Origin of the sequence: Herbivorax alkaliphila (assembly GCF_030848475.1) — a bacterium.
Classification (GTDB): Bacteria; Bacillota; Clostridia; order Acetivibrionales; family Acetivibrionaceae; genus Herbivorax.
The window spans coordinates 61,622-88,481 of sequence record NZ_JAVDDS010000011.1 but is presented as its reverse complement, the minus strand read 5'-3'; the positions used below and the strand labels follow the sequence as shown (position 1 = coordinate 88,481).

Annotated in this window: 22 protein-coding genes and 1 riboswitch; of the genes, 5 read left to right on the top strand and 17 right to left on the bottom strand. The window is 29.8% G+C overall.

Features of this window, described 5'->3' with window-relative positions; genetic code table 11:
- Positions 1-55: 55 nt before the first annotated feature.
- The 4 genes from RBH29_RS06055 to RBH29_RS06040 are packed head-to-tail and all read right to left on the bottom strand — an operon-like array spanning position 56 to position 3,275.
- Positions 56-1,510, bottom strand: coding sequence for a hypothetical protein (locus tag RBH29_RS06055; protein ID WP_306695879.1), 1,455 nt, complete (start codon positions 1,508-1,510; stop codon positions 56-58).
- Positions 1,511-1,536: 26 nt separating this feature from the next.
- Positions 1,537-2,268, bottom strand: a complete 732-nt coding sequence (gene cas6, locus RBH29_RS06050; protein ID WP_306695878.1) for a CRISPR-associated endoribonuclease Cas6 — start codon at positions 2,266-2,268, stop codon at positions 1,537-1,539.
- A gap of 30 nt (positions 2,269-2,298) precedes the next feature.
- On the bottom strand, positions 2,299-2,856 hold the full coding sequence (locus RBH29_RS06045; protein ID WP_306695877.1) for a WYL domain-containing protein: 558 nt from the start codon (positions 2,854-2,856) through the stop codon (positions 2,299-2,301).
- The gene (locus RBH29_RS06040) at positions 2,853-3,275 is read right to left on the bottom strand and encodes a helix-turn-helix transcriptional regulator (protein ID WP_306695876.1); all 423 of its coding nucleotides are present in this window, start codon (positions 3,273-3,275) and stop codon (positions 2,853-2,855) included. Before RBH29_RS06040 ends, RBH29_RS06045 begins: the two co-directional genes overlap by 4 nt.
- 346 nt (positions 3,276-3,621) lie before the next feature.
- Between RBH29_RS06040 and RBH29_RS06035 the strand changes: the two genes are divergently transcribed.
- From RBH29_RS06035 to RBH29_RS06015, 5 genes are all read left to right on the top strand, one after another.
- Positions 3,622-4,572 carry an L-lactate dehydrogenase gene (locus tag RBH29_RS06035; protein ID WP_306695875.1) on the top strand — a complete coding sequence of 317 codons (951 nt, stop codon included), beginning with the start codon at positions 3,622-3,624 and terminating at the stop codon, positions 4,570-4,572.
- A gap of 181 nt (positions 4,573-4,753) precedes the next feature.
- Positions 4,754-7,552, top strand: a complete 2,799-nt coding sequence (locus RBH29_RS06030) for a DUF4129 domain-containing transglutaminase family protein (RefSeq protein ID WP_306695874.1) — start codon at positions 4,754-4,756, stop codon at positions 7,550-7,552.
- Between the two features lie 182 nt (positions 7,553-7,734).
- On the top strand, positions 7,735-8,691 hold the full coding sequence (locus RBH29_RS06025; protein WP_306695873.1) for an AAA family ATPase: 957 nt from the start codon (positions 7,735-7,737) through the stop codon (positions 8,689-8,691).
- Positions 8,678-9,880, top strand: a complete 1,203-nt coding sequence (locus RBH29_RS06020; RefSeq protein ID WP_306695872.1) for a DUF58 domain-containing protein — start codon at positions 8,678-8,680, stop codon at positions 9,878-9,880. The genes RBH29_RS06025 and RBH29_RS06020 overlap by 14 nt, the downstream gene beginning before the upstream one ends.
- Positions 9,881-9,939: 59 nt before the next feature.
- Entirely contained in the window at positions 9,940-13,011 is a 3,072-nt protein-coding gene (locus RBH29_RS06015) for a DUF4129 domain-containing transglutaminase family protein (RefSeq protein WP_306695871.1), read from the top strand.
- 116 nt (positions 13,012-13,127) lie between these two features.
- On the opposite strand, the gene RBH29_RS06010 is transcribed toward RBH29_RS06015, so the two are convergent.
- The 13 genes from RBH29_RS06010 to RBH29_RS05950 all read right to left on the bottom strand — a co-directional run bounded on the left by RBH29_RS06010 (position 13,128) and on the right by RBH29_RS05950 (position 26,838).
- The gene (locus RBH29_RS06010; RefSeq protein ID WP_306695870.1) at positions 13,128-14,363 is read right to left on the bottom strand and encodes a serine hydroxymethyltransferase; all 1,236 of its coding nucleotides are present in this window, start codon (positions 14,361-14,363) and stop codon (positions 13,128-13,130) included.
- A gap of 218 nt (positions 14,364-14,581) precedes the next feature.
- Complete coding sequence (locus tag RBH29_RS06005; RefSeq protein ID WP_306695869.1) at positions 14,582-15,259, bottom strand: DUF2225 domain-containing protein; 678 nt, start codon at positions 15,257-15,259, stop codon at positions 14,582-14,584.
- 48 nt (positions 15,260-15,307) lie between these two features.
- A complete protein-coding gene (locus tag RBH29_RS06000) occupies positions 15,308-16,666 on the bottom strand; it encodes a VanW family protein (protein ID WP_306695868.1) in 1,359 nt (452 codons plus the stop codon).
- 142 nt (positions 16,667-16,808) lie between these two features.
- Positions 16,809-17,987 (bottom strand): tRNA uracil 4-sulfurtransferase ThiI, encoded by a 1,179-nt coding sequence (gene thiI, locus RBH29_RS05995; protein WP_306695867.1) that lies wholly within the window; start codon positions 17,985-17,987, stop codon positions 16,809-16,811.
- Positions 17,975-19,135: a cysteine desulfurase family protein gene (locus RBH29_RS05990; protein WP_306695866.1), complete on the bottom strand. Its 1,161-nt coding sequence runs from the start codon at positions 19,133-19,135 to the stop codon at positions 17,975-17,977. The genes thiI and RBH29_RS05990 overlap by 13 nt, the downstream gene beginning before the upstream one ends.
- Before the next feature lie 223 nt (positions 19,136-19,358).
- A complete protein-coding gene (locus RBH29_RS05985; protein ID WP_306695865.1) occupies positions 19,359-20,021 on the bottom strand; it encodes a PilZ domain-containing protein in 663 nt (220 codons plus the stop codon).
- 443 nt (positions 20,022-20,464) lie between these two features.
- Positions 20,465-20,549: riboswitch (cyclic di-GMP riboswitch) on the top strand.
- A 153-nt stretch (positions 20,550-20,702) separates the two neighbouring features.
- Positions 20,703-21,443, bottom strand: coding sequence for a DNA repair protein RecO (gene recO, locus RBH29_RS05980; RefSeq protein WP_306695864.1), 741 nt, complete (start codon positions 21,441-21,443; stop codon positions 20,703-20,705).
- Between the two features lie 145 nt (positions 21,444-21,588).
- On the bottom strand, positions 21,589-21,738 hold the full coding sequence (locus RBH29_RS05975) for a YqzL family protein (RefSeq protein WP_306695863.1): 150 nt from the start codon (positions 21,736-21,738) through the stop codon (positions 21,589-21,591).
- 99 nt (positions 21,739-21,837) lie between these two features.
- On the bottom strand, positions 21,838-22,731 hold the full coding sequence (gene era, locus RBH29_RS05970; RefSeq protein WP_306695862.1) for a GTPase Era: 894 nt from the start codon (positions 22,729-22,731) through the stop codon (positions 21,838-21,840).
- A gap of 77 nt (positions 22,732-22,808) precedes the next feature.
- Positions 22,809-23,195: a cytidine deaminase gene (locus RBH29_RS05965; RefSeq protein WP_306695861.1), complete on the bottom strand. Its 387-nt coding sequence runs from the start codon at positions 23,193-23,195 to the stop codon at positions 22,809-22,811.
- 107 nt (positions 23,196-23,302) lie between these two features.
- Positions 23,303-24,004, bottom strand: a complete 702-nt coding sequence (locus RBH29_RS05960) for a diacylglycerol kinase (RefSeq protein ID WP_306695860.1) — start codon at positions 24,002-24,004, stop codon at positions 23,303-23,305.
- Positions 24,005-24,063: 59 nt separating this feature from the next.
- The gene (gene ybeY / locus RBH29_RS05955; RefSeq protein WP_306695859.1) at positions 24,064-24,552 is read right to left on the bottom strand and encodes an rRNA maturation RNase YbeY; all 489 of its coding nucleotides are present in this window, start codon (positions 24,550-24,552) and stop codon (positions 24,064-24,066) included.
- A 45-nt stretch (positions 24,553-24,597) separates the two neighbouring features.
- Positions 24,598-26,838 carry an HD family phosphohydrolase gene (locus RBH29_RS05950; protein ID WP_306695858.1) on the bottom strand — a complete coding sequence of 747 codons (2,241 nt, stop codon included), beginning with the start codon at positions 26,836-26,838 and terminating at the stop codon, positions 24,598-24,600.
- Positions 26,839-26,860: the final 22 nt, after the last annotated feature.

The window sequence follows — 26,860 nt, the reverse complement described above, 5'->3', positions numbered from 1 at the left end:
ATATTTGTACACGACATTAAATGCCCTTGTCATACATAAACTAATTTCCACCAAACTAATTAAAAAATCCTTCTAAAAAAACACCAATATTGTAAGTTAGTTCTCTTGAATCTTCCGAATCTAATATTCCTTTGCTAAAATATACAGGAATAGGAATACTGTTTGCCATAAAACTGTGATATAAAAACTTGATAATCCCATCTCTGTTATCCGTCTTTAACATTTGAATTAACTTAAAACCAACTGTGTTTTTTGCTTCTATTGGTATCTTTTCTCCCAAAGCTTTTCCTGCATAAAAAAATGTCTTGTAATCTTTGCCCAAATCAACCCCTCCATTCTCATTAGATTCTATTTCTAACATTTCCAGCATAAGCTTAATGTTTGATAGTGTTTTCATAACATTTAATACTCTTTGCCCTTTTTTCTTATCAAAACATTGTAATACTAAAAGTATAACTTCTTTTATACTTTTATAATTTCTAGATACAACTAATTTTCTTAAATCCCTAATATTTATATTTGTATCTGTAGAAATCCAAAGTTTGTTTATTATACTATATAACTTAATTTGTTTTAAAAATTCATCGTATTTTAATACTTGTTCCATTCTTAAAACTACACCTTTTTGGGAATCGGGCTCAACTAAATATAACCTAATATTTTTTGAATTGTATTGAGCTAATTTTTTATAAAATCCTTGATCGTTATATAATCTTCTTAAGTTATTTATCTTTGAATTGAAAAAATAGAAATCTCTTAATGAATCTACATAAGCTAAATAAACTGGTTGTTTTAAACTAAAATATAATAAAAAAATTAAGTTTAAAAACTCACAAACAAAACAAATAGAACTTTTATTATTTCCATAGTTGTTAAATGTATTTTTTTCTGATCCCATAAACATATAATTATTTCTAGAATTAACTCTAGGTTTTTCTTCTGATTTATGAGTAATATCAAATTCAGTAGAATAAACACTGTGACAAATGCAACATATATTATCGCTTGGTTTATATTTATTTAGCACATGTTTTTGTTCCTCTAATTCTTTTCCATTCAGTTCAACTACTAACCTAAGAAGTTCATAAAAATTTTTATGAAAATTTTCTTCGCCATTTGAATTTGTTCCATATTTCATACTATTTCTTACATATGGCATGTATTTTGACTCAAACTTTTTTTGAAAACTCTTTTTATCACTTAACTTTAATCCATCTATCGAATTAATTATATCAACGTAGCTTTCAACAGTAGCATTCCCAAATATTTCTTCATCTATTTTTAATTTTTTAAATTCAGCTTTTATACCCTTTAAAAAGTTTTCAAATACTTTCACATTAATTATATACTCATATATTTCAGAATAATCACAACATATAAATTCCAAGTAATTATCTGTAAAATCTAAACCATATTCTTTTTTGTAATGTCCTTCCATCTCCCGAAGTATACTGTATAAATATACAATTCCACAATCTCTTATAACTTCTCCTGAACGATAAAATCTCAACTTAGAAATCTTCCTCACCTCCCATCTTAATACACTACATCTAGCATTCCAAAGCCCTGACTCCTTTTAAACCCAAGCCCTAAAGCATACAAATCTCGTAAATCCTCTGAATTCCCACACAGTTTAAAAATCCCTTCATACGAATTAATACATAGATAATTCTTTCCTGACTTTTCTTCAAACTTCTTAATTTCTTGCCTTACAACAACATTTTTCATCTTGACATTTTGAAAGATAAGCTTTTCTGATAGCCCCCTGCCTCTAAAATTCTCAAGAACCTTTTCTGCGATATAGTTAAGCTCCTTTTCATATCCTTCATCATCAATTTTTAAAAAGTAATTCTGATTGTTTTTAACACATATTGGTGATACTGTCTTAAATATTACTTCTTTAGAATCGACTTTTTTCTCTTTCATTAAAGAAATTCTCTCCCTTATAATATTAAAATCTTTATATTTAAACTCTTTAATTTTTAAAAGTCCATTATAAAGATAAATCATAAATTCATTATCAGGAGAACTTATAAATAGAGAAACTCCATCTTTAAGATTTGCAATATCTCCTTCAACTTCAAAACCTTTCATTTTAACAGAAAAACAAAAGTTTTTACTCTTTTTATTTTGCTTTCCATTATAAAAATAAGTTTTTTCATAGTAATCAGAATCTGATTTTTTCAAAGCCTCTTTTATAAGACTTACAAACATTAAATTGTGAGACAAAGGTATTTTTTCCCCTTTAAAATCACATCTTAGACGCATATTTTCACCCCCTTTCAACCAATCTTAAATTCATTTTATCACATCATCTGGACATATATGGTCACAATATAAACTTTTCATCTTAAAAATTTCTTCTTTTATTTCTTTTTTCAATTCTTCAGGTTCTAATACCTCTACAGCACTTCCCATTCCAAGTATCCAAGTCTTTAGTTCTGTTTTTCCTTTTACTCTGGCTTTAAATATTATTCCACCTTCTACTTCTCTAATTTTTTGATTTTCTACCCACATTTTTTCTTTTACTATCCCCGCCACCGGATACTTTATTTTTAACTTAACATCCAACTCCTTGTCCTTATAAATTCCAAAACAATTTTCCATAGACTTTTTTAAATCAAAATCTTCATTTTTCTGAAATTTTTCTTCTAGTTTAAAATACTTTTTAATTCTACAAATTTTAAAATCTAATATTTTCTCTCTTTTTTCACAATATCCAATAAAGTATATATCATTTTTATATTGAAAAGTGGCATAGGGATGAACAACTCTTTGACTTTCACCAGAACCTAAAGATACATAAGTTATGTTTATTTTGTTACGTGTTAAAGAAGCAACATGAATATCCATCATAGTTTTTCTCTCAACCTTACGATTAATATTTGAAAGAGTGACTTTTTCATATGATTATCAAATCCATCTGAATAAATATTTTTTCTTTTAAATATAATATTAATTTTATTCAATAACATAGAAATGTCTTTAGAAGCAATGTGCATCGAATCATTTAACTGTTTTTCAACTAGTTGCAAAGAATTAAATTCACTATCTGACATGTTTAATCCTAAAAGATAACCATCCGAATATAAGCAGTATCCTCCATTTTTTCCTCTTTCTGATTTAATGAATATTCCTGCTTGCTCAAGATCATCTCTATATCGCCTAATTGATCTTTCGTCAACCTCCAGTTCTTGTGCCAATTCAGAAATCTTGCATTTACCTTTTCCCTGTAGTATTAAATACATTTTTAATGCGTTTCCTACCTGACTCATGAAATGCCCCCTAAAACTTTATATGTCTACTTCTTATAATTATTTTTATAATGGGTTCTTTTTTATACTCTATTAACTTTTAATCTTTCTATTATTATACTATTAAAGTTTACAAAAAACAATCAAAAAAAGTAACCTTTCTACTTTTTTTGTAATTTAGATAAAATATTATTTATTCTAAGTTTCCAACTGAAACCTAGATGTATAGCTTTAGCTAAACCAGTTCACTTTATATTTAGAAAAATCTTGTATAAATGCTTTTGAAGAATCACTTTCTTATAAAATGTTTACTTTTTTCTTTTTGAGGTATATTATAATAATTACTAGTACACATAGGAGGGATAAAATGCTAAGCAAAGTAATTAAAAAAGTCACAGTAATTGGTGCAGGTTTTGTCGGTTCAACTACTGCTTACACATTAATGATTAGTGGATTGGTTTCTGAAATTGTTTTAATTGATATAAATGACAAAAAGGCTGAAGGTGAAGTGATGGATATGAATCATGGTATGCCTTTTGTCAGACCTGTTAAAATATATAATGGAAGCTACAGTGATTGTGCTAATTCTGATATAATAATTATTACTGCAGGTGCAAATCAAAAAGAAGGCGAAACAAGAATTGATTTGGTTAAAAAAAATACAGAAGTATTTAGAAATATCGTAGGCGAAATTGTAAAGTATAGCACAGACTCCATTCTTTTGGTTGTTACAAATCCTGTTGATATCCTTACATATGTAACCTACAAGTTATCTGGATTCCCTAAAAATAAGGTTATTGGTTCTGGAACTGTTTTAGACAGTGCAAGATTTAGATACTTAATAGGAGATCATATTGGAGTGGATACAAGAAATGTACATGCATATATCTTAGGAGAACATGGTGATACAGAAGTTGCCACTTGGAGTCTTACTAATATAGCTGGAATACCTATGGAAAAATTTTGTGATGAATGTAAAAAATGCAAAAACGGTTCGTCACGAAAGCAAATATATGAAAATGTAAAAAATGCAGCATATCAAATAATCGACAGAAAAGGTGCCACTTATTATGCTGTTGCTCTTGCAGTCAGGAGAATAGTAGAAGCTATTGTACGAAACGAAGACTCTATTTTGACAGTTTCTAGTCTTTTAGAAGGACAATATGGACTTTCAGACGTTTGCCTAAGTGTTCCCACTCTTGTTAATAAAGACGGTATAGATAAAGTACTTACTGTTCCAATTAGTGATGATGAAAAAGAAAAATTGTCAAAATCAGGTGATGCTTTAAAGGAAATAATTAAGCATATTGAAATATAGTTAGGGCAGATATAATTTATGTAATCAAAAATATTTTTAAGTAATATTGATTTATTTTAAAATTCCTTTATAATTTCATTTATAGGGGAATTTTTTTATGTAAGTATAGAAATTTATAAAAATTCTAGTTTTTTGCAAGCTTTAAAGCAAACTGAAAGAATTAATATAGGAGGACTTTTTAATGAAAGGTGTTAAACTTACTGATTATTTTGCAAAATTAATACTTTCTTTACTTGCAAGTTTTAGTCTTATTTTTCCTCTTACTACAACTTTGCTGGTTCCTTATAAACACTATGAAATTGCAGGAATGTCACTTATAGTACTTTTAGTACTGTCCATAATATTTATACATCCAAAAGTGCTTAAATTCTCAATGATTTGTATTGTTTCAGGCATTGTTGCAACACTTTTATACTTATTTAAAAATGACCTTTTATTTTACCTATACAATCCAATTACATGGTTAGTTGACTATATAAGAGATATCGAACCTCACAATCTAAGTCATTCTAGCTTTATTGCTATTTTGTTTTGCATTGGAATATCTACCCTTGTTTTTATATTTACATTTATAAAGTTTAATTTTCTACTTATAGTTTTAAGTGGTAGTATACTTTTTTCAAGTCAATGGATACTTGGTTTTTTTATGGACAAGGCATATATTTCCTTTTATACATTTTGTGCTTGTATTTTAATATACTATTTTACTCATATTTATTATAAAAAATCAAAACAAAACACCAATAACATTGTAAAACTTTCTAACTTCATTGCCTTTACAACTCCAATATGTATAATAATAATTCTTTTAATAAATCTAATTCCTGTAAGTTCAAAACCTATTCAGTGGGATTGGATGGACAATAAAGTACAAAATATATATAATGATTTAACCTTTAGATTTGGAAATGATGGCAAATTTGACAGCACTCAAAATATGGGGGTATTTTCTCTAACATCTTTAGGCTTTGGAGACAGTGAATCATTAGGTGGAGATGTGAGACTAGATAATACTAAAGTTTTAGAAGTTGAATCTGAGGAAAGAATTTATTTGAGAGGACGCTCAAGTAATTATTATGAAAATAATAATTGGAGTTTGGATTATCAATCCACCAACGATGATTTACTAGAAAACAAAATACGTGCTTCTAGTGAGGCTAATGAAATATATAATGTTAATTCAATGAGGCATAATGATTTCTACTCTCAGCTAATACTTATTGAAAAGGCCTATCCAGATTCTACAACTTATAGTTACGACTTTTATAGCGATATTTTTTCTGTAATTGATGCAAAGTTCACATACCATGACATAAAGACCAACTCCATATTTGCACCTTTAAATTTAAATTTCTTTGAATTTAAAAATACAAATATAGAAGAAAATTTATTAACTTTAAATATAGATGACATATTATCTTATGATAAGCCTTTTGAAAAAGGTCATTCATATTCTTTTAATTCTACTTTTTTTGATGCAACTAATCAAATATCTCAAAAGATTTTAAGACAGAGCTTTAATAACTTCAATAGCAATCATTTAAGAAAAATTATCTCAAAAATAAGTGACTCTATTTTAAATAACTCATACAATAGATTAACTAATTTTTTTGAAGAACCTTATATTGATTTGCATAGCCAAAGTGATTCTTTAGCAGATGCTTCTACGCCTCCTCTTATGATTGAAGAAGCTGAGGCTGCACATTACAACCGACTAAAAAGTGTAAAAACAAGTGATGATATAATTTTTAAATATATTGATATCGATGATATGACTGAACTAGAATTATTAATTACCTCTTTTTTCTTAGATGATTTTAGTAATGTACCACACTCAACTTTAAAAATTAACTCTAGAATTATACGTTCTCTTCAGGATTACTTTTTTTTAGAATTTTCTGATTATGAATACCATGTTGATTTCTTTTATGATTATGCTGCACAAGCTAACACCGATTTGTCTTCTTTATTTGGTGAGTATAATTTTTATAGGGAAGTTTTATATTATGTAGATTTTATTTTGGACAATTATACATATATTCCCGATACTCTTCCAGACAGAGTACACCAGCTTGCACATGAAATAACCAAGGATGCAGAAAATAATTTTGACAAAGTAAAGGCAATTGAAACTTATCTTTCAGAAAACTATTTATACACTTTACTTCCAGGAGATACTCCTGAAGGAAGAGATTTTGTAGACTATTTTCTTTTTGATCAAAAAGAGGGATACTGTACTTATTTTGCAACTGCTATGGCTATTCTCACAAGATGCATTGATATACCCTCTAGATATATTGAAGGATACAGACTTCCTTTAGAATCAACAGAAGAAAACCTATACGAAGTCAGAAACAATCACGCCCATGCATGGGTAGAAGTATACTTTGAAGGATTTGGATGGGTTACTTTTGAGCCAACTGCCGGCTACAACCAAACTTTTTACGATGCTACCCCAGCTCCATCCCCTTCTCCAGTGGACTATGAACAACCTGCCAGCAGACTTAGTAATCATGAATTAAACAGTGACAACATGAGCCAATCTCCTTTGCAAAACAGCCAAAATGATACACCACTAAACATGCATCTCATTTTAATTGCATTACTTGTCGTAGTTATAATTACTCTCATTATAATTTTTAACATGCTGAGACGTAAAATAAAACTTCGTAAAATATATAATTTAAATGCAAGAGAGTGTATCATTAAACTATTTGAAAATTATTTAAAACATCTTAAACTTCAAAAACAATCTGTAATTGATGGAGAAACCCCCATTGAATATGCCAATAGAATAGACTCTTATGGGCATTTTCACCCTAATACTTTTAGTGAAATTACAAATTTATTTGTTAAAGCAAGATACAGTCAATTAGAAATAACCAACCAAGATAAAGAGTTTGTATATAATTTTTACAAACATATATCAGGTATAACACGCAAAAAATTAAAACTAAGATATTTCTTTATAGCATTTTAAGTCTTGAATTTCCAACTAGAAATTTTAGTGCACCACCTTAATATTTAAGGTTTTTTAAGGAAAAATATTAAATATAGATAACATGTATTGATTTATTTTTAATTTCATTTATAATTTCACTATGAGGAATTTTTTTTATAGTTACTATAGAAATTTCATTTTACCAATTTAAGGGGGCGAATATGAGTAATTCAATTGACATATTAAATAGAATTGTGACAAATGTTGAAGAAGTTATTGTGGGAAAAAGAAAAGCTGTTGAACTTATACTTATATCTCTAATATGTGATGGACATGTATTAATAGAAGATATCCCAGGAGTAGGAAAAACCAGTATTGTATCCTGTCTTGCAAAATCTATAAACGCTTCATTTAAAAGAATTCAATTTACGCCAGATGTTCTGCCTTCTGATATCACAGGCTTTACAATGTACAATCAGAAAAAGGGAGAGTTTGTATATCAGTCTGGAAGCATTATGAGTCAAATAATATTGGCAGATGAAATCAACCGAACCTCTCCTAAAACTCAGGCAAGTCTTTTAGAGGTAATGGAAGAAAAACAGATTACTGTTGACGGAACTACATATGATATGGCAAAGCCTTTTATGGTACTTGCCACTCAAAACCCTGTTGAATATCTTGGCACATATCCTCTTCCCGAGGCACAACTAGACAGGTTTTTAATGAAGGTATCTATAGGATATCCTGATAAAGGAGAAGAAAGCTATATACTTTCCCGTTTTCAACAAAACAATCCTCTTGACCAATTAAAGCCTGTTTCTACAAGTAAGGACATTCTTGACATCCAAAATAAAGTAAAAACTGTGTATTCAGATAAAACAATAAACGATTATATTGTGGAAATAGTTAATGAAACCAGAACTCATCCAAATATACATCTAGGGGCAAGTCCAAGAGGGTCTTTATCACTATTTAGAGCTTCCCAGGCATGGGCATTATACAATAATAGAAATTATGTTATACCTGAGGATGTGAAATATATGGCAATGCCAGTTTTATCACATAGAATTATAATGAAACAAGAAGCAAAACTAAAAAAATTAACCCCTGAAGAAATAATTGATTCTATTTTACATTCAGTAAGGGTTCCTATGGTGGATAGTTATGAAAAAAAATAGATTTTTGTATTTTATTCTTTTTACCCTGCCTTTGCTTTTTATATACCTTTACGGTGGCAAAGTCCCGTATATGTTTTTTTACACTATAGTTGTAACACCAGTAGTGTCTATAATGCTTACAACTATAGCTTTTATTAGATTTAAGTACTTTGAAGAACTTGATAAAATAAGCATTACAAAGGGCGAAGAATTCATTTACAACTTAAATATATGCAATGAAGATTTTTTCCTTTATCCTTATATTAATGTAAGCTTTTTAACTGGAAATATAGTTTTTGACAAAGAATTACAAAAAGAAAGTTTTTCTTTAGGTCCATTTGCCAAAAAAACCTTTCAGTTCAAAGCCAGACCTAGATATAGAGGAGAACATGAAATAGGTATAAAGTCTATAGAATTTGAAGATTTTCTGGGAATTTTTAGATTGACTCATAAACCGAACAGTTCAAAGATTATAAAAGTATATCCAAGAATAATTGAACTTAGCGGTGTCAAATTAAAATCTATACTTCTTTCAGAATCTCACTCTATACCAAATAATCTGTTTGAAAATTCAAACACTATATCAGACATTAGAAAGTATATGTATGGAGACAGCATTAAAAGGGTTCATTGGAAACTTTCTTCTAAGATGAATGAGTTAATGGTCAAAAAATTTGATTCTACCTCTAGGACAAACTCTGTACTTATATTGGATTTAATGAAAATGGAGTATCCACCTGAACAAAACCTTTTAGTTGAAGACACTCTTATTGAATGTGTTGTATCTTTCGTATATTATTTACTAGGTAATTGGGCAAATGTAAACCTTCTTTATTACAAAGATGAATATACAGAAGTTAAAGCACAAAACAGCCTTCAATTTCAGGGAATTTATGATATTCTTGCTAAAATAAAATTTAATCAGGATGTAGAAATTAAAGATATACTTTCTATGCATGTGCAAAATAACAGTTTGAAAAAGTCAAATATATTATTATTCACCCCCTCACTTAACAGTGATTTATTGGATGAATTATATAAAGCAAAGTTGTCTGGTTTTGATGTCACTCTAATACATGTTTCTCCTAATAGTGCATATGAATCTGACAGTGAGGAAAAAAACAACATGTTAAAGGAACTGCCTGAAATAGGGGTTAATGCTTATAAAATCAGTGTAGAAGACGACATTAAAGAAGCCTTTTGTTCTTAATCTAATTTTTTTAGAAAACTTGATTCCCTTAATCTTTTATTTAATTGAGGTGTTGCTTAATGAAAAATATTAAATTTCTTGATTATTTTGCAAAACTTGCACTTTCAATGCTTATGAGTTTTAGTCTTGTTTTTCCACTCACTACAACTCTGTCCTTTCCTTTTAAACCCTATGAAATTGCTGGCATGTCTTTAATTGTGCTGCTTTTACTTTCAGTTATGTTTATAAATACAGAAATCTTTAAGATTTCTATTGTTTCTATTGCTTCAGCAATTATTATCATATTTTTTTATCTATTTATTAATGATATTTTTCATTATATTTACAACCCTGTTATATGGTTAATTGACTATATAAAAGATATTGAATCTTATAATCAAAATTATTCTCTTTTTATTACCATTTTGTTTTGTATTGGATTATCGTCCTTTGTATATATTTTTACATTTAGAAAATTTAATTTTCCGCTAATAGCTTTAAGTGGTATTATACTTTTCCCATCCCAGTGGATTTTTAATTTCTTTTCATATAGAGCATATATTTCATTTTATACATTTTGCATTTGCATTTTAGTATACTATTTTCTTCATATTTATTATAAAAAATCAAAACAAAATGCTGGCGATATAATAAATCTTCCTAGCTTTTTAACTTTTACATTTCCAATATGTATAATAATAATAATTTTAACAAACCTTATGCCTGTAAGCTCTGACCCTGTCCAATGGGAGTGGATGGATAGTAAGATTCAGAATTTATATAATAAAATTACTCTTCAATTTAATGGTTCTAGTAAATTTTATAGCACTCAAAATATTGGATTGTTTTCATTAAAATCTATAGGCTTTGGAGATAGTGAATCATTAGGAGGAGATATAAAGCTTGATAACACTAAAATATTAGAGGTGGAGTCTAACGAAAGAATCTACTTAAGAGGTCGTTCAAGTAATCTCTACTTAAATAATACATGGGATTTATCATATAACACAGAAAACTTTGATAATAATCCCAGACTTAATGAATTGCCTATTGACACCTTAGATCACAAAGTAAATTATGATATATTTGAGATAGCTTTTGGACTTCCTCTTCTTATTAATATGACTTCTTCTGACATATCCAATTTCACAGAGCAACTTTATGATTTCCTAGAACCTGAAGAGGTAAACATCCACTATTTTAATATAATAACAAATTCAGTTTTTGCACCTTTAAAATCTATGAACTTTGAATTTGAAGAAAATATAAAAAAAGAAGAGATTTCTGTTAACCCTGAGAGAATGATTGTTTATACAGAACCTTTTAAAAACAATTACTCCTATTCATTTGATAATTATAATTTAGATACAGACAATGAATACATCAAAGAACTTCTAAGATATAGTTCTTATGGGCTGTACGAAGATGCGTACCAAAAAAACTTAGAGGCAATATGTGACTATATTCTTGACAGCACATATCAGGAGATTTTAAAGGATTTTGGAGAAGTTGATGATTCAGATGAATCAATTGATGATGAAGATATTCTGGATGAAGATATTCTGGATGTTTTTTCTAGCAGCCAGCAACCTATTAATCCAGACCTTAGCTCACTACCTAGTAGTTCAAGTTCATATTTTCAATCTCAAAGTTCTATCGACTCTATTTTCTCATCCGATTCTGGACTAGACCCACGACTATTTAAGTCAAATATGGGTTTTAAATCTCACTTTTATACGGATTCTAGCTTAGATATTCCACTATACCTCCACCCTCCAAAATCTTATTATTACGATAGTTCAAATTCTTTTTTTAGCTTCCAACCATATGACATATACCGTTCTTCTCAAGGTAATCAATTTAGATATAGTATTGAATTACTTGGATTATCACAACATGAAGACTCTGATTATAATACTCATGATGAGCTTGAATCATTACTATTGCCTTTGTTTTCAGATATATATACTATGGATGAGCCTAGTAGTGTACAATTTAAACAGGCCTTCACAGAGACTGTTTTGCAGTTTTTGGTAGAAGAGTTTTCTGACTACGAAAATGATACCTTTGAATATAATAGCAAACTATTTCACAGTTATATTACATCCACATATAATTCTATTGAGTTTGATAATTTAATTAGTAATTTAGTTGATTTAAATCTCTTAAAAGATTATTCAAACTTTGTTTTTGATAACTATACATTTGTTCCCGACACTGTTCCAGATAGAGTACACCAACTTGCACAGGAAATAACAAAAGATGAGAAAAATAATTTTGACAAAGCAAAAAAGATAGAAACTTATCTTGCAAAGAACTATTTCTACACTTTACTGCCAGGAAACATACCTGAAGAAAGGGATTTTGTTGACTATTTTCTTTTTGATATTAATGAAGGCTATTGTACTTATTTTGCAACTTCAATGGCTATTCTTGCAAGATGTGTTGGTATACCAACAAGATATGTTGAAGGCTATAGACTTCCTTTAGAAAAATCCGAAAATGACTTGTACGAAGTACGAAACAACCACGCACATGCTTGGGTTGAAGCATACTTTGAAGGAATTGGGTGGGTTGCTTTTGAACCAACTGCCACCTATAATCATACTTATTACAATCCTGATTCAACTCCCCCTCCTCACTTAAACGATCAAAGAGATCCTAGTGGCATACCTTATGATTATAATTTTGAACAATCCGATAGCATAAATCAATATTCTGACTATACTGAAGAAGAAAGTAACATAATAGATTTGCGTCTTATATTGATTATATTATTTGCTATAATAATAATTCCACTTATAATAACTTTTAACATGTTAAGGCGTAAAATAAAGCTTCGTAAAATATACAATTTAAACGCCAGAGAGTGCATACTTAAATTATTTGAAAACTATTTAAAACTTCTAAGCCTTCAAAGAATACCTGTAATAGATGGAGAAACACCTCTTGAATATGCTAAAAGATTAGATGCTTATGGATATTTTAGACCTCATAATTTTAGTGAAATTACAAATTTATTTGTTAAAGCAAGATACAGTCAGATGGAAATAACCAGTGAGGAAAAGGAACAAGTCTATAAATTTTACAGGTATTTGTTAAAAATTACTCGAAAAAAAATAAAACTAAAGTATTTCTTCATAACATTTTAAGAAAATTCTATGTTTGCCTTTAACTTAAAATTTTTAACAATTTTAAGACTCCACCTTGTACAAGGTGGAGTCTTAAAAAATTCATAACATTCTTTCAAATTTAAAAATATCCACTATTAGTATAGAGGGTATTTTTTGCATAAAGTTGATACTCTTTCTTTTATAGCCTCTTTTGAGTTATCAAAATCAGTTAGAGTAAGATTAATAACATCTGCTATTTCCTGCATATCCTCTTCCTTCATTCCTCTTGCCGTTACTGCTGGTGTACCAATTCTAATTCCGCTTGTAATAAATGGGCTCTGTTTGTCAAAAGGAATTCCATTTTTATTTACAGTAATATAAACTTCATCCAACATATTTTGAGCATCTTTCCCTGTCACATCTTTATTACTCAAGTCTACAAGCATCAGATGGTTGTCCGTTCCTCCAGATACAACACTCAATCCTTTTTCCATTAATGTTTTAGCCAAAACATTTGCATTTTTAACTATCTGTGTTTGATAATTTTTAAATTCATCTGTCATTGCTTCCTTAAGGCCAACAGCTTTTGCTGCTATAATATGCATCAAAGGCCCACCCTGTATTCCAGGAAAAACTGCCTTATTAATTTTTTTAGCAAATTCTTCTTTACAAAGAATCATACCACCTCTAGGACCTCTAAGTGTCTTATGTGTGGTGGTTGTTACAAACTGAGCATATGGTACTGGGCTTGGATGAAGTCCAGCTGCGACAAGACCTGCAATATGTGCCATATCCACAAGCAAATACGCTCCAACCTCATCTGCTATTTCTCTAAACTTTTTAAAATCCAACACTCTCGGATAAGCACTTGCACCAGCAACTATTAGCTTGGGCTTGGATTTTAATGCTGCCTTCCTCACTTCATCATAATCTATCCTACAGTCATCCTGTCTTACACCATAGGACTCAACATTAAAATATTTACCTGATATATTCACAGGGCTTCCATGAGTTAAGTGACCTCCATGAGAAAGATCCATACCTAAAATGGTATCTCCCGGCTTTAGAACTGCAAAAAACACTGCCATATTAGCCTGTGCTCCAGAATGAGGCTGCACATTGGCATGTTCTGCCCCAAATATTTCTTTTGCTCGTTCAATTGCTATATCCTCAACAACATCTACATGCTCACAGCCACCATAATATCTTTTTCCCGGATAGCCCTCAGCATATTTATTTGTAAGAGGAGTTCCCATTGCTTCCATAACTGCATTGCTCACAAAATTTTCAGATGCGATAAGCTCTATCTTATTCCTTTGACGCTCAACCTCTTTTTCAATTTCGTTTGCAATTTGGGGATCAAATTTACTTATTTCATTTAAACTATACATACTAAAACCTCCTGTTAATTTAAGAAAAAAACCATTAAGGTCAATTTTTCAAATATCACTAAGTAATGGCTAAGAAATAACATCCGATTCTCATCATCCAAAACCCGTTAAATCATCGGGATTTTGTCCTTGAGAATACGAAATTATTTCTAAGGCATTCCTAAGTTAATAATAATAATAATTTATATCAATGTCAACTTTTTTGACAGGCACCCTTTTTAGTCGCTCTCTTTTTTTTGTTTTTTTGTAAGATAATATTGATCCCTCGCCTTTTCCATCAAAACTTTCTTTTGTCTTGCTTCCTGTGAACTTACCAATCTATTAAACCATACCATTGCCTCTTCGTACTCTCCAACTCGCCTATTAAGTTCTGCTATCATATACATACATGTAAACTTGTCCAGCTTACCTATTGGAAGATCTTCTTTTTCATAAACTTCATAATAAAATTTTAATGAATGCCTTAAAAACTCTATTTCTTTTTCATCCTCTAATAATCTATAAAGCCAGGCTATTCTTAAACATATTTTAGCATAATCTATTGCTTTAGAATTTATTTTTTGAACATTATAAAGAGCTAGCTTAAAAGCCTCTAAAGCTTTTTCTAAACTTCTTTCTCCATTAAAGCTTCTTTTTTTCCAGTGTGGAGTTATATTTTTAACAATTTTATCTGCATTACGGGAAGAAATCTGTTCAAATTTATCAGCTTGAGCAGCATAGCCACAAAACTCACATACCCATACATCATAAAATATAGGATTTACAGTTTCATAATAAACACAAAAGTCAGTATCCCTTGAAGATACAATGCAATTTTTTGACTTAACTTTTGTTACTTCAATTTTTTTATCACATACAGGACATGTAATACTTTTGCTATATAGAGCTTCTTCCATAAATATAACCTCACTTATTATAATTTTTTTAGCTTTAGCTAAATAAGTTCACTGCCTGATATGTCCTATCCTAATACGTCCCTTTACCGGTCTATAATAATCTTCTGATATCTTTTCTCTTTCTAAAAGTTTATATTTATCATCATATGTTTCTCTATACACTGCAACTCTCAGGCCTTCTAGTGGTCGTTTTTCAACCACTGTCTCTCCTTGTGACAATGACCAATCATATACCACTTCACTGTTGCCCGGACTTATTCTCTCAAGTATAATAGATTTTAAAGCAACATTATATTTAAAAGGGCTTTTCTTACCTATAAATCTGACAATTATCTTTCCTCCTACAACCTCTGCATTCAATAATATTGCATAATCCTTATTATTTTTAAATTTAAAATCAATATATCCTTCTGCAATTGTTGCATCCTGACCTGGCTCAACATAGCCTAATGGCATAGAATGACTTGCTCTTTCCACTATTCCCAATTTTGCTTTAAGAGCAGCTACATATAAGGTTGAAGTAACCTGACAAACTCCACCTCCTACACCTTCTATGAACTTATTATTTATAATAACAGGAGCATTTTTATAACCATTCTCCTTTGTTCGAGTTCCTAATGCTCTATCCACTGAAAACACTTGATCTGGTAAAATGATACTGTTATTTATTCTCTCACAGGCCAATTTGATGTTATAAGTTCTGTTAATCTTGTAGGAGTTAAAAGACGTAGAAAAAGAAGCCACAACCTCTTCAATATGTGAAATATCTTCTAATTGTACTTTTGGAATTACTTTTTTGACATTCAAATCAATAGTAGAAAAATTTCTTCTTAGTATACTATTTTCTATCAAATCGATGTTTTTGTCAACATCCATATATTCACCGATAATCTCATTACTATATTTTATACGTCCACTTTTATACTCTGCTGTTGCATTCTTTTCTTTTCTGTCTATTTGATCTTTTACATCTAAAACCATTTCCAAAAGTTCATCATTTGAAAATGTTGCATCTGCAAAAATATCCTTGCCATTTAACCTTAAATTTATTAATTCTTTTACTCTAGTAAACACCCCTCCTTCTCTGCCAACTCTATAACCTTTTATAAGTGTATTTTCCAAAAGAAATCCATAGGAAATATCATTTAATGAAATTTCCCACACCTTATCTTCATACCTTAGCTTTATCTTTTTCTCATTAGTATAATTATAGAGCTTTTTCTCAACAAGTTCCCTTGCTATATCTATATCAAGCCCAGAAACATCTATACCCTCTATACTTACACCTTTATAGAAAGTTTTTTGATTTAATATTGAAAAAAGCCCAAAAAACAATGCTAAACATACAAGTAGCAAAGTAATAAATATAATATTTATTTTTTTCTTTAACAAAAATTTAAGCAACATTTATATACCTTCTATTTAATAAATTCTAAATATATTATATAATTATTGTTGCTTAAATATATATTATTACACACTTTTAAATTTATTTAGAAATAACGCCCTATTCTCAAAGACAAAATCCCGATAATTTAACCAGTTCACTTTAATCTTTGGTAACTGTCAAAATTTCTGTGTCCTCTACGGCTTTTTCAACTAAATCATTTAAGTCAGCCTTTTTTTCTGAAAGAACTATCCTGTCTAATTTTGGCTTTGTATTTGGATGTTTAGGCACAAAAACAGTGCAACAATCTTCATATGGAAGAATTGACGTTTCATAAGTTCCTATTTTTTTTGCCCAACTAACCACTTCATTTTTGTCCATTCCAACAAGCGGTCTAAAAACCGGCAAATCTACCGACTCATTTGTCACTGCAAGACTCTCTATAGTTTGACTTGCTACCTGCCCTATACTCTCTCCTGTAATTAAAGCAACTGCCTCTGTCTTTTTTGCAATTTTTTCTGCGATTTTCATCATAACTCTTCTCATAATTATAGTTGACTGTTCATGCGGGCACCTCTCATTTATTTCTAACTGAATATCAGTAAAGGGAACGATATGAAGATTAATTTTATGACAGTACTCTGCTAAAATTTTAGAAAGATCGATTACTTTTTCCTTTGCACGTTCACTGGTATAAGGATAACTATAAAAGTGAACTGCCTCTATCTCCACACCCCTTTTACCTATCATCCAGCCTGCAACAGGACTGTCAATCCCCCCTGATAGTAAGAGCATAGCCTTTCCATTAGTACCAACAGGCATTCCACAGACAGATGGTATTATCTCTGAATAAATATATGTAAATTCTCTAACCTCCACATATACAATAAATGAAGGATTGTTTACATCCACACTGATTTTTGGAATATTGGATAAAATGTGTGCACCTAACTCTTTACTGATTTCAGGTGAATTCATTGGAAACCGCTTATTTCCCCTTTTTGTTTCAACTTTAAATGTAGAATACCCCTTCTTTTCTACTAGCTCAGTCACCATCTTTAAAGCATTTTCTTTAATTTCATCAAAATCAGAATTTATTTTCCACACAACGCTAACCGATACAATTCCAAATACCTTTGTAAGAAGATTTATACATTCATCAAAATCATAATCTTCTTCAATGGGCTCAACATAAATTCGTGCCTGAGATTTTTTAACACTTGCTTTACCTAGATTATGAATAGCCTTTTTGATATTTTTAATAAGCTTTTTTTCAAATAACGGCCTATTTAAACCTTTAAGCATTATTTCACCATATCTTATCAAAATTACTTTTTCCATCTCAATCCTCCACTTTTTATACTTATTTTAGGCAAAATGCCCTTAAGTTCATTCACTGTATCCTCTATATCTTCCTCTGTATTAACATGTGAAAAACTAAATCTTACAGCCCCGTCAATACATTCAATTGGTAAACCTAAAGCCTTTAATACATGGCTTTGAGAATTTTTTTTAGAAGAACATGCGGCTCCTGTAGATACAAATACATTTCTTTCCTCAAGATGATGAAGAAGTACTTCTCCACGTACATTTTCAAAAGATGCATTTAATATATAAGGCGATGAACCTTCAGGAGATATAATACGCACCCCTCCAACATCAGAAAGAAGTTTCTTTATTAAAGTATTCTTTAAATCTTTACATTTAATATAATTTTTCTCAATATTATCAAAAGTTATGCGAGCAGCAGTTCCAAATCCATATATTCCCGAAACGTTTTCTGTTCCAGATCTAGCAAGGCTTTCCTGCCCTCCTCCTAATAATATTGGCTTAATCCTTATATTTTTATTTTTATAAAGAGCTCCCACGCCTTTAGGACCATGAATTTTGTGAGAACTAATTGTCATCAAATCAATACCTAGCCTTTTAGGAATTATTTTAATTTTCCCATATCCCTGTACAGCGTCAACATGAAGTACAGCATCTTTTTTTATGTTTGCAATTTTTTCTATTGGCTCAACAGTTCCTGTTTCGTTGTTTATATGAATTATACTTATTAAAGATGTCTCATCACATATTTTTTCTTTAATCTCTTCAACATTTACCATACCATCTTTATCTACATTTATAAAATCAACTTTATAACCTTCATCTGATAAAAATTTAAACACCTCTAGCACAGAAGGATGCTCTATTTTAGTTGTTATAATATGTTTTCCCTTCCTTGGATTTCTCTTAAGATATCCTAAAATAGCAAGATTGTTAGCCTCTGTACCTCCTGATGTAAAGTAAACCTCATCTTTTTGAGCTGAAAGTGTTTTAGCAATAATATCTCTTGAGCCTTTAACAAGCTTTTCAGCTTCAATGCCTTTTCTGTGTAGAGATGAAGGATTCCCATAAATATTTTTATTTATATCATTAACAACCTCAATAACGTCATCATATGGTTTTGTAGTTGCACTATTGTCTAAATATATTTCTCTTTTCATTATCTCCCTCCAAATTATCCATAAACATTTTAACATATTAAGTCTATTTTAACCACCCTCTCACTTTTAAGTCTTACAAAACTTTCTATGCTTAAAAATCATAACAAAGACCCCACTTTATAAAAAATGGAGTCTTTGAATAAAACTTACCCTATATTCAAAACTGTCATTTTGAAAAATTATCAGACCTCAATATAGGATAAACCCTTTAAATTTTACATGTTTAAACATAGTCAGAGTTCAGCCATTTCATGTAGTGGTACAGACATTGCATATTAGATTCCGATAAACCTATTATCTCTATACCATATTCATAATAGTCTTTTATTTTAGATTTTCTCACAATTTTTCCATTGAAATTTAATTTGTTAGTTCTATCTAAAATTACTTCAATATCTATTATGTCATCATAATTAAGTACGTCTTTACAATAGACTTTTATACCACCAGAACTAATATTTTTAACAACTGCAAAAATAGTACTAACAAAACCTGAGACTTTAATTGTAGAAGTTAAACTAACATAATATCTCTGATGCTTTCTTAAGTCTTTAAATTTTTCAATTCCACTAACAGAAATACTAACTGTTAATGGATCAATACCATATATATAGCTAATTACACCTGATAAAATATATAGCTCTTTGTTGTGAGAATAATTTATAACGACATGGTCTTCAGGAAAAAATAAGGGGTCTTTTATGCTGTCTTTAATTTTTAAAACAACGTCATTTTCAGTTCTGTCAATAATGGTAGCATTTATGAATTCAAACATTCTAAAATGCTTTAAATCTGCAGGACTATTTATTCTAACTATTTTAGTTAACGTCTTGGTATTTAAAAAACTTAAAATACTCTTTCCTTTATCTAAATCATACTTTGACATAACCCCACTCCTTTAGTTTTAGAGTTCACTCACCACGATTCACTACACGATTTTACAAAATCTCGAAACCTATATACCATAAAAATACCTAGAAACAACAATATATCGATATGATTATATCCGTTTTAGTGGTCAACTATCAAAGTTTTAAACATATTACTAATTATATCACAAAAATTAAAAATCTACAGGGGTTTTTGTATTTTTATCTTATTCTAACAATCCACCTTCTAGACACATGTTATGTTAAGTAAATGAAAATATAAAAGATGAGCATTACAGGCTCTAAACTGCGTAACTTCAGCTTCTGGAATATTGTTTTTCACATTTAATAATATGCACCCAAAATATTTTTATTTCTTTCTTTTTTTAATATGTTATGTTATAATATATATATAGCACAATATTTCCTCCCTAATGGTATAAGGAGATAAACTGTGACTTATGAAACAGGGCAAAATCACTGAAAGGTGATGACGCAAAGCTTTGGGTCTAATGTTTTTAAACGATGATTGCCAGGCTGCCATTAAAAGTTCTGTTTATTCTCTTTTAAATATATTAAGAGGTTATAGTCATACTATTTCCTTATACCGCTTTTTTTTACATTCTAAGCAATGCCTTATTCTAAAGGACAAAATCTCGATGATTTATTTCTTAGTCATTACTAAGAAATTTTTTAATTTATAAGTATTTTAAAAAGTCCATTTTTTTATAATTTTTTTCTAACTGGTTGTTTAAATATGTTTTTGATACTCTTCTCAATTCATTCAGTACTCTATTAGATACTTCAAAATTAAATATGTTTTTCATATTGCTGCAAACTATGTAATATATAGCTTTAGTTGCCCCTTCAGAAAGTTGAACAGCACCTTTATCAAGGGAAGCACATTTTTCACATATAAAACCACACTTTTCAAAGCTAAATAGCATATCACCAAATTCCTTGTTTTCACAATTCAAACATCCTCCAACCCAAGGAGCATATCCTAAAATTGAAAGAAGTTTCATTTCAAATATAGTAAGTATCTGTAAAATTGGTCTGTTTGAATTTGAAAGCATGTGCAAAGAATTTAAAAAAAGCTTTAACAACTTTGTAGCTTGTTGATTTTCCTGAACAATATCATTTATTATCTCTGTCATATGTGCTGCACAGGTTAGCTTTTCAATACTATTTCTAATGTTATAGAAAGGTTCAATGACATCACAGCTATTAATAGAATACATTTCTTTTCCTTTAAAAAGTACAAAGTCGCTATAGCATAAAAGCTGGGTTCCTGCAACAAAACGGCTTTTAGGTCTTCTTGCACCTTTAGCAGAACCAGAAACCTTCCCCATATTTCTAGTAAATAAAGTTACAATTTTATTTGCCTCACCAGTATGAACTTCTTTTATAACAATTCCAGTTGTTTTTACGTAACTCATACTTTTTTATATAAAACCCCCTTGCCAATCCCCTGCATAGGAACTTACAAAAACTAAGGTTTTTATAAGTCCCTATGGTTTAAGTACACTTAATAAGCATAAGGGGCTAAACGCCCCTAGACTTTTATTTACACAAATTATTACACTACACTGCTGTTGATCCAATAGCAACTTCTTCTTTGACCATTTTTGTTTCTTCTATTACTCTCTTTTTTTCTTCAATTTCTTTCAAAAACATATATGTTGTTATGTCTCCTGTATTTTCAAATGCCTTCCACGCAAAATCTTTTAACATAAATGTAGTCCCCCTCTTTTTTTCTTCTCAATAATTAGGGTTCACTTATTCTATTTTTGTATACCAGAAAAATTTTTACTAAAATTCAAAAACCTTATGTTACTTTTTATATCCTAAAGTTTTCAGCATAAAATCATTATTTCTCCAATCTGACTTTATCTTAACCCATAATTCCAAAAAAACTTTATTGCCTAATAAATTTTCAATATCCGTCCTTGAAAGAGTACCTATTTTTTTAAGCATGCTTCCGTTTTTCCCTATCAAAATACCTTTGTGAGTAGGTCTTTCACAATAAATATTTGCCTGAATATCAATTATATCCTTATCCTTTCTATCTTTAAAGCTAATTACCTCAACTCCTATGCCATGAGGAACTTCATCACTTAGAAGTTCTAATACTTTTTCTCTTATAAGTTCTGCTACAATAATCTTTTCTGGTTGATCTGTAATCATATCATCAGAAAAATATTTAGGACCTTTAGGTAAAATTTCCTTTGTTTCATTAATAATTATATCTACACATGCATCTTTAACAGCCGATATAGGTATAATTTCTTTAAAATCCATTGCATCTTTATATTGAGCTATTACATTTAGCAACTCATCTTTTGAAATAAGATCAATTTTATTGATAATTAAAAAAACTGGTGTTTTAATTTTTTTTAATTGTTCTATAATATATAAATCTCCTGAACCAGGTTTTAAATGCTGTGCCTCTACCAAAAAAAACACTACATCAACCTCATTTAGAGTATCCTGTGCTACATTAACCATGTAGTCACCAAGCTTTGTTTTTGGCTTATGTATACCAGGAGTATCTATAAAAACCATCTGATAATCCTCGCCAGTCACAATAGATTTTATTGTATTTCTGGTAGTCTGCGGCTTGTTTGACATAATAGCTATTTTCTCGCCTAAAATTTTATTTAAAAGTGTAGACTTTCCTACATTAGGTCTTCCAATGATTGACACAAATCCTGATTTAAACCCCATATATATCACCTCATATTTATACTTGTCCTTTTTTTATTATAACCTATTATTAATTCTGTAAAACAAAATCTTTAAAATTAAAAATCTTTAAAAGCACAGGGTAAAAGCTCATCTAGAGTAAAAGCTTTAAAATCGCCATTTTTGTTTCCACAAATAATTTTTGTGCTTTTATCTCCAAACTCCAAAATCACCTGCCTACATATACCGCATGGAAATGTAATGCTGTCATTGTCACCGCAGACAGCCACAGCCTTTATTTTCAACTCTCCTTCTGAAACAGCTTTAAATACCGCTGTTCTCTCTGCACAATTTGTTGCACCAAAACTGGCGTTTTCAATGTTAACACCAGTATAAACCTTTTCATTATCCGTTAAAACAGCTGCACCAACTGAAAATTTTGAATACGGAGAATAGGAATTTTTCTTTATGTCCATAGCTATATTTAAAAGTTTTTTATCATCCATTCTTTTATACACCCCCATCTTTATCACTCTTGTATTAAAAAACCTCTTTTTTAATAACTTTTATGCTTTTACATATGTGATTTTTTTAATATTTGACCTAAAATTTTCTAAGTATGAAAAATACTAAATAAAAACAATGTCACCAAAAAACCAATAACAGTTCCAACAAACACCTCTGTAAAACTATGTATTTTTGCTTCTATACGACTTTGTACAACAAGAAACAATAGTATCAAACACAATATAGTTATTTTTATATTAAAAGACCAAAGAGCAACAGCAGTTGTAATTGAAGATGCAATTGCTGCATGTCCACTTGGCATACCTCCTCTTAAAGGCGTATAATTAGGTGAAAAAGATTTTATAACAAGTACTATTATTATAGTAATTACAACTGCAATAATAGCAACATGCATTGGATATTGCCGTATTCTTTCAACACCTTTTTCCAGTCCTGTACTCACTCTGTCAAAAAAAATAAAATATCCTATGACAACAGAAATAAAAGAAGCAACTAATACTCCGCCTGCTGCAACATCCTTAATAATTTTTATTTTTGGATGATACCCTGTTGTTATCAAATCCACAATAACTTCAATTGCAGTGTTGAATATCTCCGCAGTTATTACCATTCCTATTGCAAAACAAATAACTATAAACTCAAGCTTTGTAATGTCTAAAAATAAGCTCATTAAAAGAACTGCTATTGAAATTCCTACATGTATCTTCATGTTACGCTCACTTTTAATGGCATAAATTATTCCTTTTATTGCATTGTTAAAGCTGTCAAATAGATTTTTATTCTTCATAAATCCATACCTCAAGTTATACATTTTAAGAAATGAAATTATTCCTTTAAAAGGTGAGTTTATATTCTTTCTAATCCCATTTTATTCAAAACCTTATCTTGCTTTTCAAACATTTTCTTCTCTCTTTCCACTGTATCATGATCATATCCAAGCAAATGATATACTCCATGAGTCAGTAAAAATATTAATTCCCTTTCAAAAGAATGACCATAATCTAAAGACTGTGCCACAGTCTTTTCAATAGAAATAACAATATCTCCTAAAATAATTACTCCTTCATCTTTGTCAAAATCACCACAACTTGATTTTATTGTTCCTTCATGCATATCTACAATTGGAAAAGACAAAACATCAGTTACTTTATCAATGTTTCTGTATTCTAAATTCATCTGTCTTATCTTTTCATCATCAACAATCATAATGTCAACATCATATGGATAGTCAAAGTTCTCACTCCCTATAATATTTTTTACTGCATCATTCATTAAATTAACAATTTTATCATTTAACTCAACTCTATCCTGTAAATTTTCAATATAAACTCCCATTTATCTAATCTCCTCCTGCTAATATTTCAAAAAGCATTACAAATTCTAACTCTTTTCATCAGTAGATAACTTTTCGTTTGTTGTCGCAATCTCCTCAGAAGCCTCTTCTGATTCATCAGACTTATTATTATCGCCTTTTTCATTTTTTTGAACTTCTTTTTTAATGTTCGGGTATTCTTCTCTTGCATGAAAAAATCCACTAAAAACTTTCATAAAAGATTTTGCAATACCATCTAAGTCTTTAAGTGTTAATTCACAATGATCAAGCTGACCATCATTTAGTTTGTCTTTAATAATTTTTCTAATTAACCCTTCAATCTTTCCTTCTGTCTTATCAGGCATAGATCTAACAGCAGCTTCCACAGAATCTGCAAGCATTACTACTGCCCCTTCCTTAGACTTAGGCTTTACCCCTTCATATCTAAATTTAGACTCATCCACCATTTCACTTTTTTCAGATTTTTTTGCTTTATGAAAAAAATATGCCACTAAAGTAGTCCCGTGATGCTGTAATATTATATCTTTTATTGCAAGAGGTATTTTGTATTTTTTCGCCATTTCCATACCATCAGTAACATGCGATGTAATAACAAGTGCACTTAAGTTGGGTGTCATTTTATGATGTGGGTTTTCTGTCATCTGATTTTCTGAAAAGAAATTTGGCCTTTTAAGCTTTCCTATATCATGAAAATACGCACCAACTCTTGCAAGCAAGGCATTACCCCCTACTGCTTCCGCTCCAACTTCTGCTAAGTTTCCTACCATCAAACTGTGATGATAAGTTCCCGGGGCTTCTGTAAGCAATCTTTTTAAAAGTGGCTGATTTGGATTTCCAAGTTCTAATAGGCGCATTGGAGTTATTATATTAAATGTACTTTCTAGTGTTGGTAAAAGCCCAATGGTAAATACCGTAGATATAAGGCCATTAACTAAAACAATAGCCCCATCTTGTAAAATCGTGTTCCATCCAGACTTATGTATCAAATTTATTGGAACAATAGCAACAACATTTAAAAGGGCAATCATTCCACCAGCTATAGTAAGTTTATTTCTTTGGTTCGCCCTTGAAACAAGAAAAGCTGAAAAAGTTCCACTTATAAGTGCCATAAACATAAACTTGAATTCTCCATTTGTCATAATTGAAATCGCAATGGTTAAAACTAAATTTACCATCAGAGCAAGTTTAACATTCAATAGTATAGATATTAGCATTGTAGCTAAAAATATTGGTATCAGCAATGTAGAATACTCATGCACCCATCTTGCAATAAAAAGTGTAAGCAAAATAACAATTGATAAAAGTATCAAGTCATTCCTATTATACAAAACCTTTTTACAAAAGTTGTTCATGTATAAAATCAATAAGAGTAAAAGCATTACTAGAATAGTCAATATTGCTAATGCAAGTAAGTAATCAAACCTGCTTTTAGTCTCTAAAAGATTCAACTCCTCAAGGATTTTCAATTTATCTTCTGTTACAGTATCACCTACACTAAGTATTCTCTGTCCCTTTTCAATTGTAACAATATTAGCAGGATCATTATATGCCTGTTCTTTTTTTATCCTTGTAGCAACAGTATCAATTGTTCTATTGGGCTTTAAAATATAATTAGACACAATAATTCCAATATTTTTAAGTTCTTGATTTAAATTGCTGTTAGATATATTGTTTTGAAGCTCAACAATTCTAGCTGCTAAATTATCTTCTGTAATATCCTCTATCATGATATCGCTAATCATTTCCATCATTACATTTTCAAATTCTTCTATTTCTTCATCCTCTGCTTCTGAAATAAGATAAATAATCTGTTCTTCTGAAAACTCATAACCTGTCTCCTCACTGCGCTCTTCTATTGACAAAACAGCTTTTTCAAGTTCTTTCTCAAAAAGCTCATCATAATCATCATCCATTTCAAGTTCTAATGAACTGATAGTTTTATTGAAATTATTTCTTGTTCTGTTAACCAAAGATAAGAAACTGGTTAATTTGTTCATAACTAATATAGAGGCATCCCTTATTTCTTTCATTTCAGGTTCCTCAGCCTCTGCTGCTTCAATAGAATTTTGTTCTGTCTTTATAGTATTTACTATATCCCTAGGAGCTGTTATATCATATTCAGATTTAGTATCTAAAGTCATCCTGTACCTTTTAGGAGTAGACCCATGTAGTACAATAGAAAATGCAATAATAAGAGTAAAGACAGCAATAATTATTCTTTGCATCCTTTTATCTTTAAAATTAATCTTTAAATTGCCATTAGCATCTTTTTTCTTTTCTTTAGTCATTATAATACTCTCCTCTTAAAAG

Bases quoted from the DNA above. Each gene is read 5' to 3' on its own strand.
- RBH29_RS06040 (WP_306695876.1), bottom strand. From the start codon at position 3,275: ATGAGTCAGGTAGGAAACGCATTAAAAATGTATTTAATACTACAGGGA.
- RBH29_RS06025 (WP_306695873.1), top strand. From the start codon at position 7,735: ATGAGTAATTCAATTGACATATTAAATAGAATTGTGACAAATGTTGAA.
- RBH29_RS06045 (WP_306695877.1), bottom strand. From the start codon at position 2,856: ATGATGGATATTCATGTTGCTTCTTTAACACGTAACAAAATAAACATA.
- recO (WP_306695864.1), bottom strand. From the start codon at position 21,443: ATGAGTTACGTAAAAACAACTGGAATTGTTATAAAAGAAGTTCATACT.
- RBH29_RS05965 (WP_306695861.1), bottom strand. From the start codon at position 23,195: ATGGATGATAAAAAACTTTTAAATATAGCTATGGACATAAAGAAAAAT.
- RBH29_RS06000 (WP_306695868.1), bottom strand. From the start codon at position 16,666: ATGTTGCTTAAATTTTTGTTAAAGAAAAAAATAAATATTATATTTATT.
- ybeY (WP_306695859.1), bottom strand. From the start codon at position 24,552: ATGGGAGTTTATATTGAAAATTTACAGGATAGAGTTGAGTTAAATGAT.
- era (WP_306695862.1), bottom strand. From the start codon at position 22,731: ATGGGGTTTAAATCAGGATTTGTGTCAATCATTGGAAGACCTAATGTA.
- RBH29_RS06010 (WP_306695870.1), bottom strand. From the start codon at position 14,363: ATGTATAGTTTAAATGAAATAAGTAAATTTGATCCCCAAATTGCAAAC.
- RBH29_RS06015 (WP_306695871.1), top strand. From the start codon at position 9,940: ATGAAAAATATTAAATTTCTTGATTATTTTGCAAAACTTGCACTTTCA.
- cas6 (WP_306695878.1), bottom strand. From the start codon at position 2,268: ATGCGTCTAAGATGTGATTTTAAAGGGGAAAAAATACCTTTGTCTCAC.
- RBH29_RS06005 (WP_306695869.1), bottom strand. From the start codon at position 15,259: ATGGAAGAAGCTCTATATAGCAAAAGTATTACATGTCCTGTATGTGAT.
- thiI (WP_306695867.1), bottom strand. From the start codon at position 17,987: ATGGAAAAAGTAATTTTGATAAGATATGGTGAAATAATGCTTAAAGGT.
- RBH29_RS06020 (WP_306695872.1), top strand. From the start codon at position 8,678: ATGAAAAAAAATAGATTTTTGTATTTTATTCTTTTTACCCTGCCTTTG.
- RBH29_RS05975 (WP_306695863.1), bottom strand. From the start codon at position 21,738: ATGTTAAAAGATTTTGCGTGGAAGGCATTTGAAAATACAGGAGACATA.
- RBH29_RS05960 (WP_306695860.1), bottom strand. From the start codon at position 24,004: ATGAAGAATAAAAATCTATTTGACAGCTTTAACAATGCAATAAAAGGA.
- RBH29_RS06035 (WP_306695875.1), top strand. From the start codon at position 3,622: ATGCTAAGCAAAGTAATTAAAAAAGTCACAGTAATTGGTGCAGGTTTT.
- RBH29_RS05990 (WP_306695866.1), bottom strand. From the start codon at position 19,135: ATGAAAAGAGAAATATATTTAGACAATAGTGCAACTACAAAACCATAT.
- RBH29_RS06030 (WP_306695874.1), top strand. From the start codon at position 4,754: ATGAAAGGTGTTAAACTTACTGATTATTTTGCAAAATTAATACTTTCT.
- RBH29_RS05950 (WP_306695858.1), bottom strand. From the start codon at position 26,838: ATGACTAAAGAAAAGAAAAAAGATGCTAATGGCAATTTAAAGATTAAT.
- RBH29_RS05985 (WP_306695865.1), bottom strand. From the start codon at position 20,021: ATGTCAAAGTATGATTTAGATAAAGGAAAGAGTATTTTAAGTTTTTTA.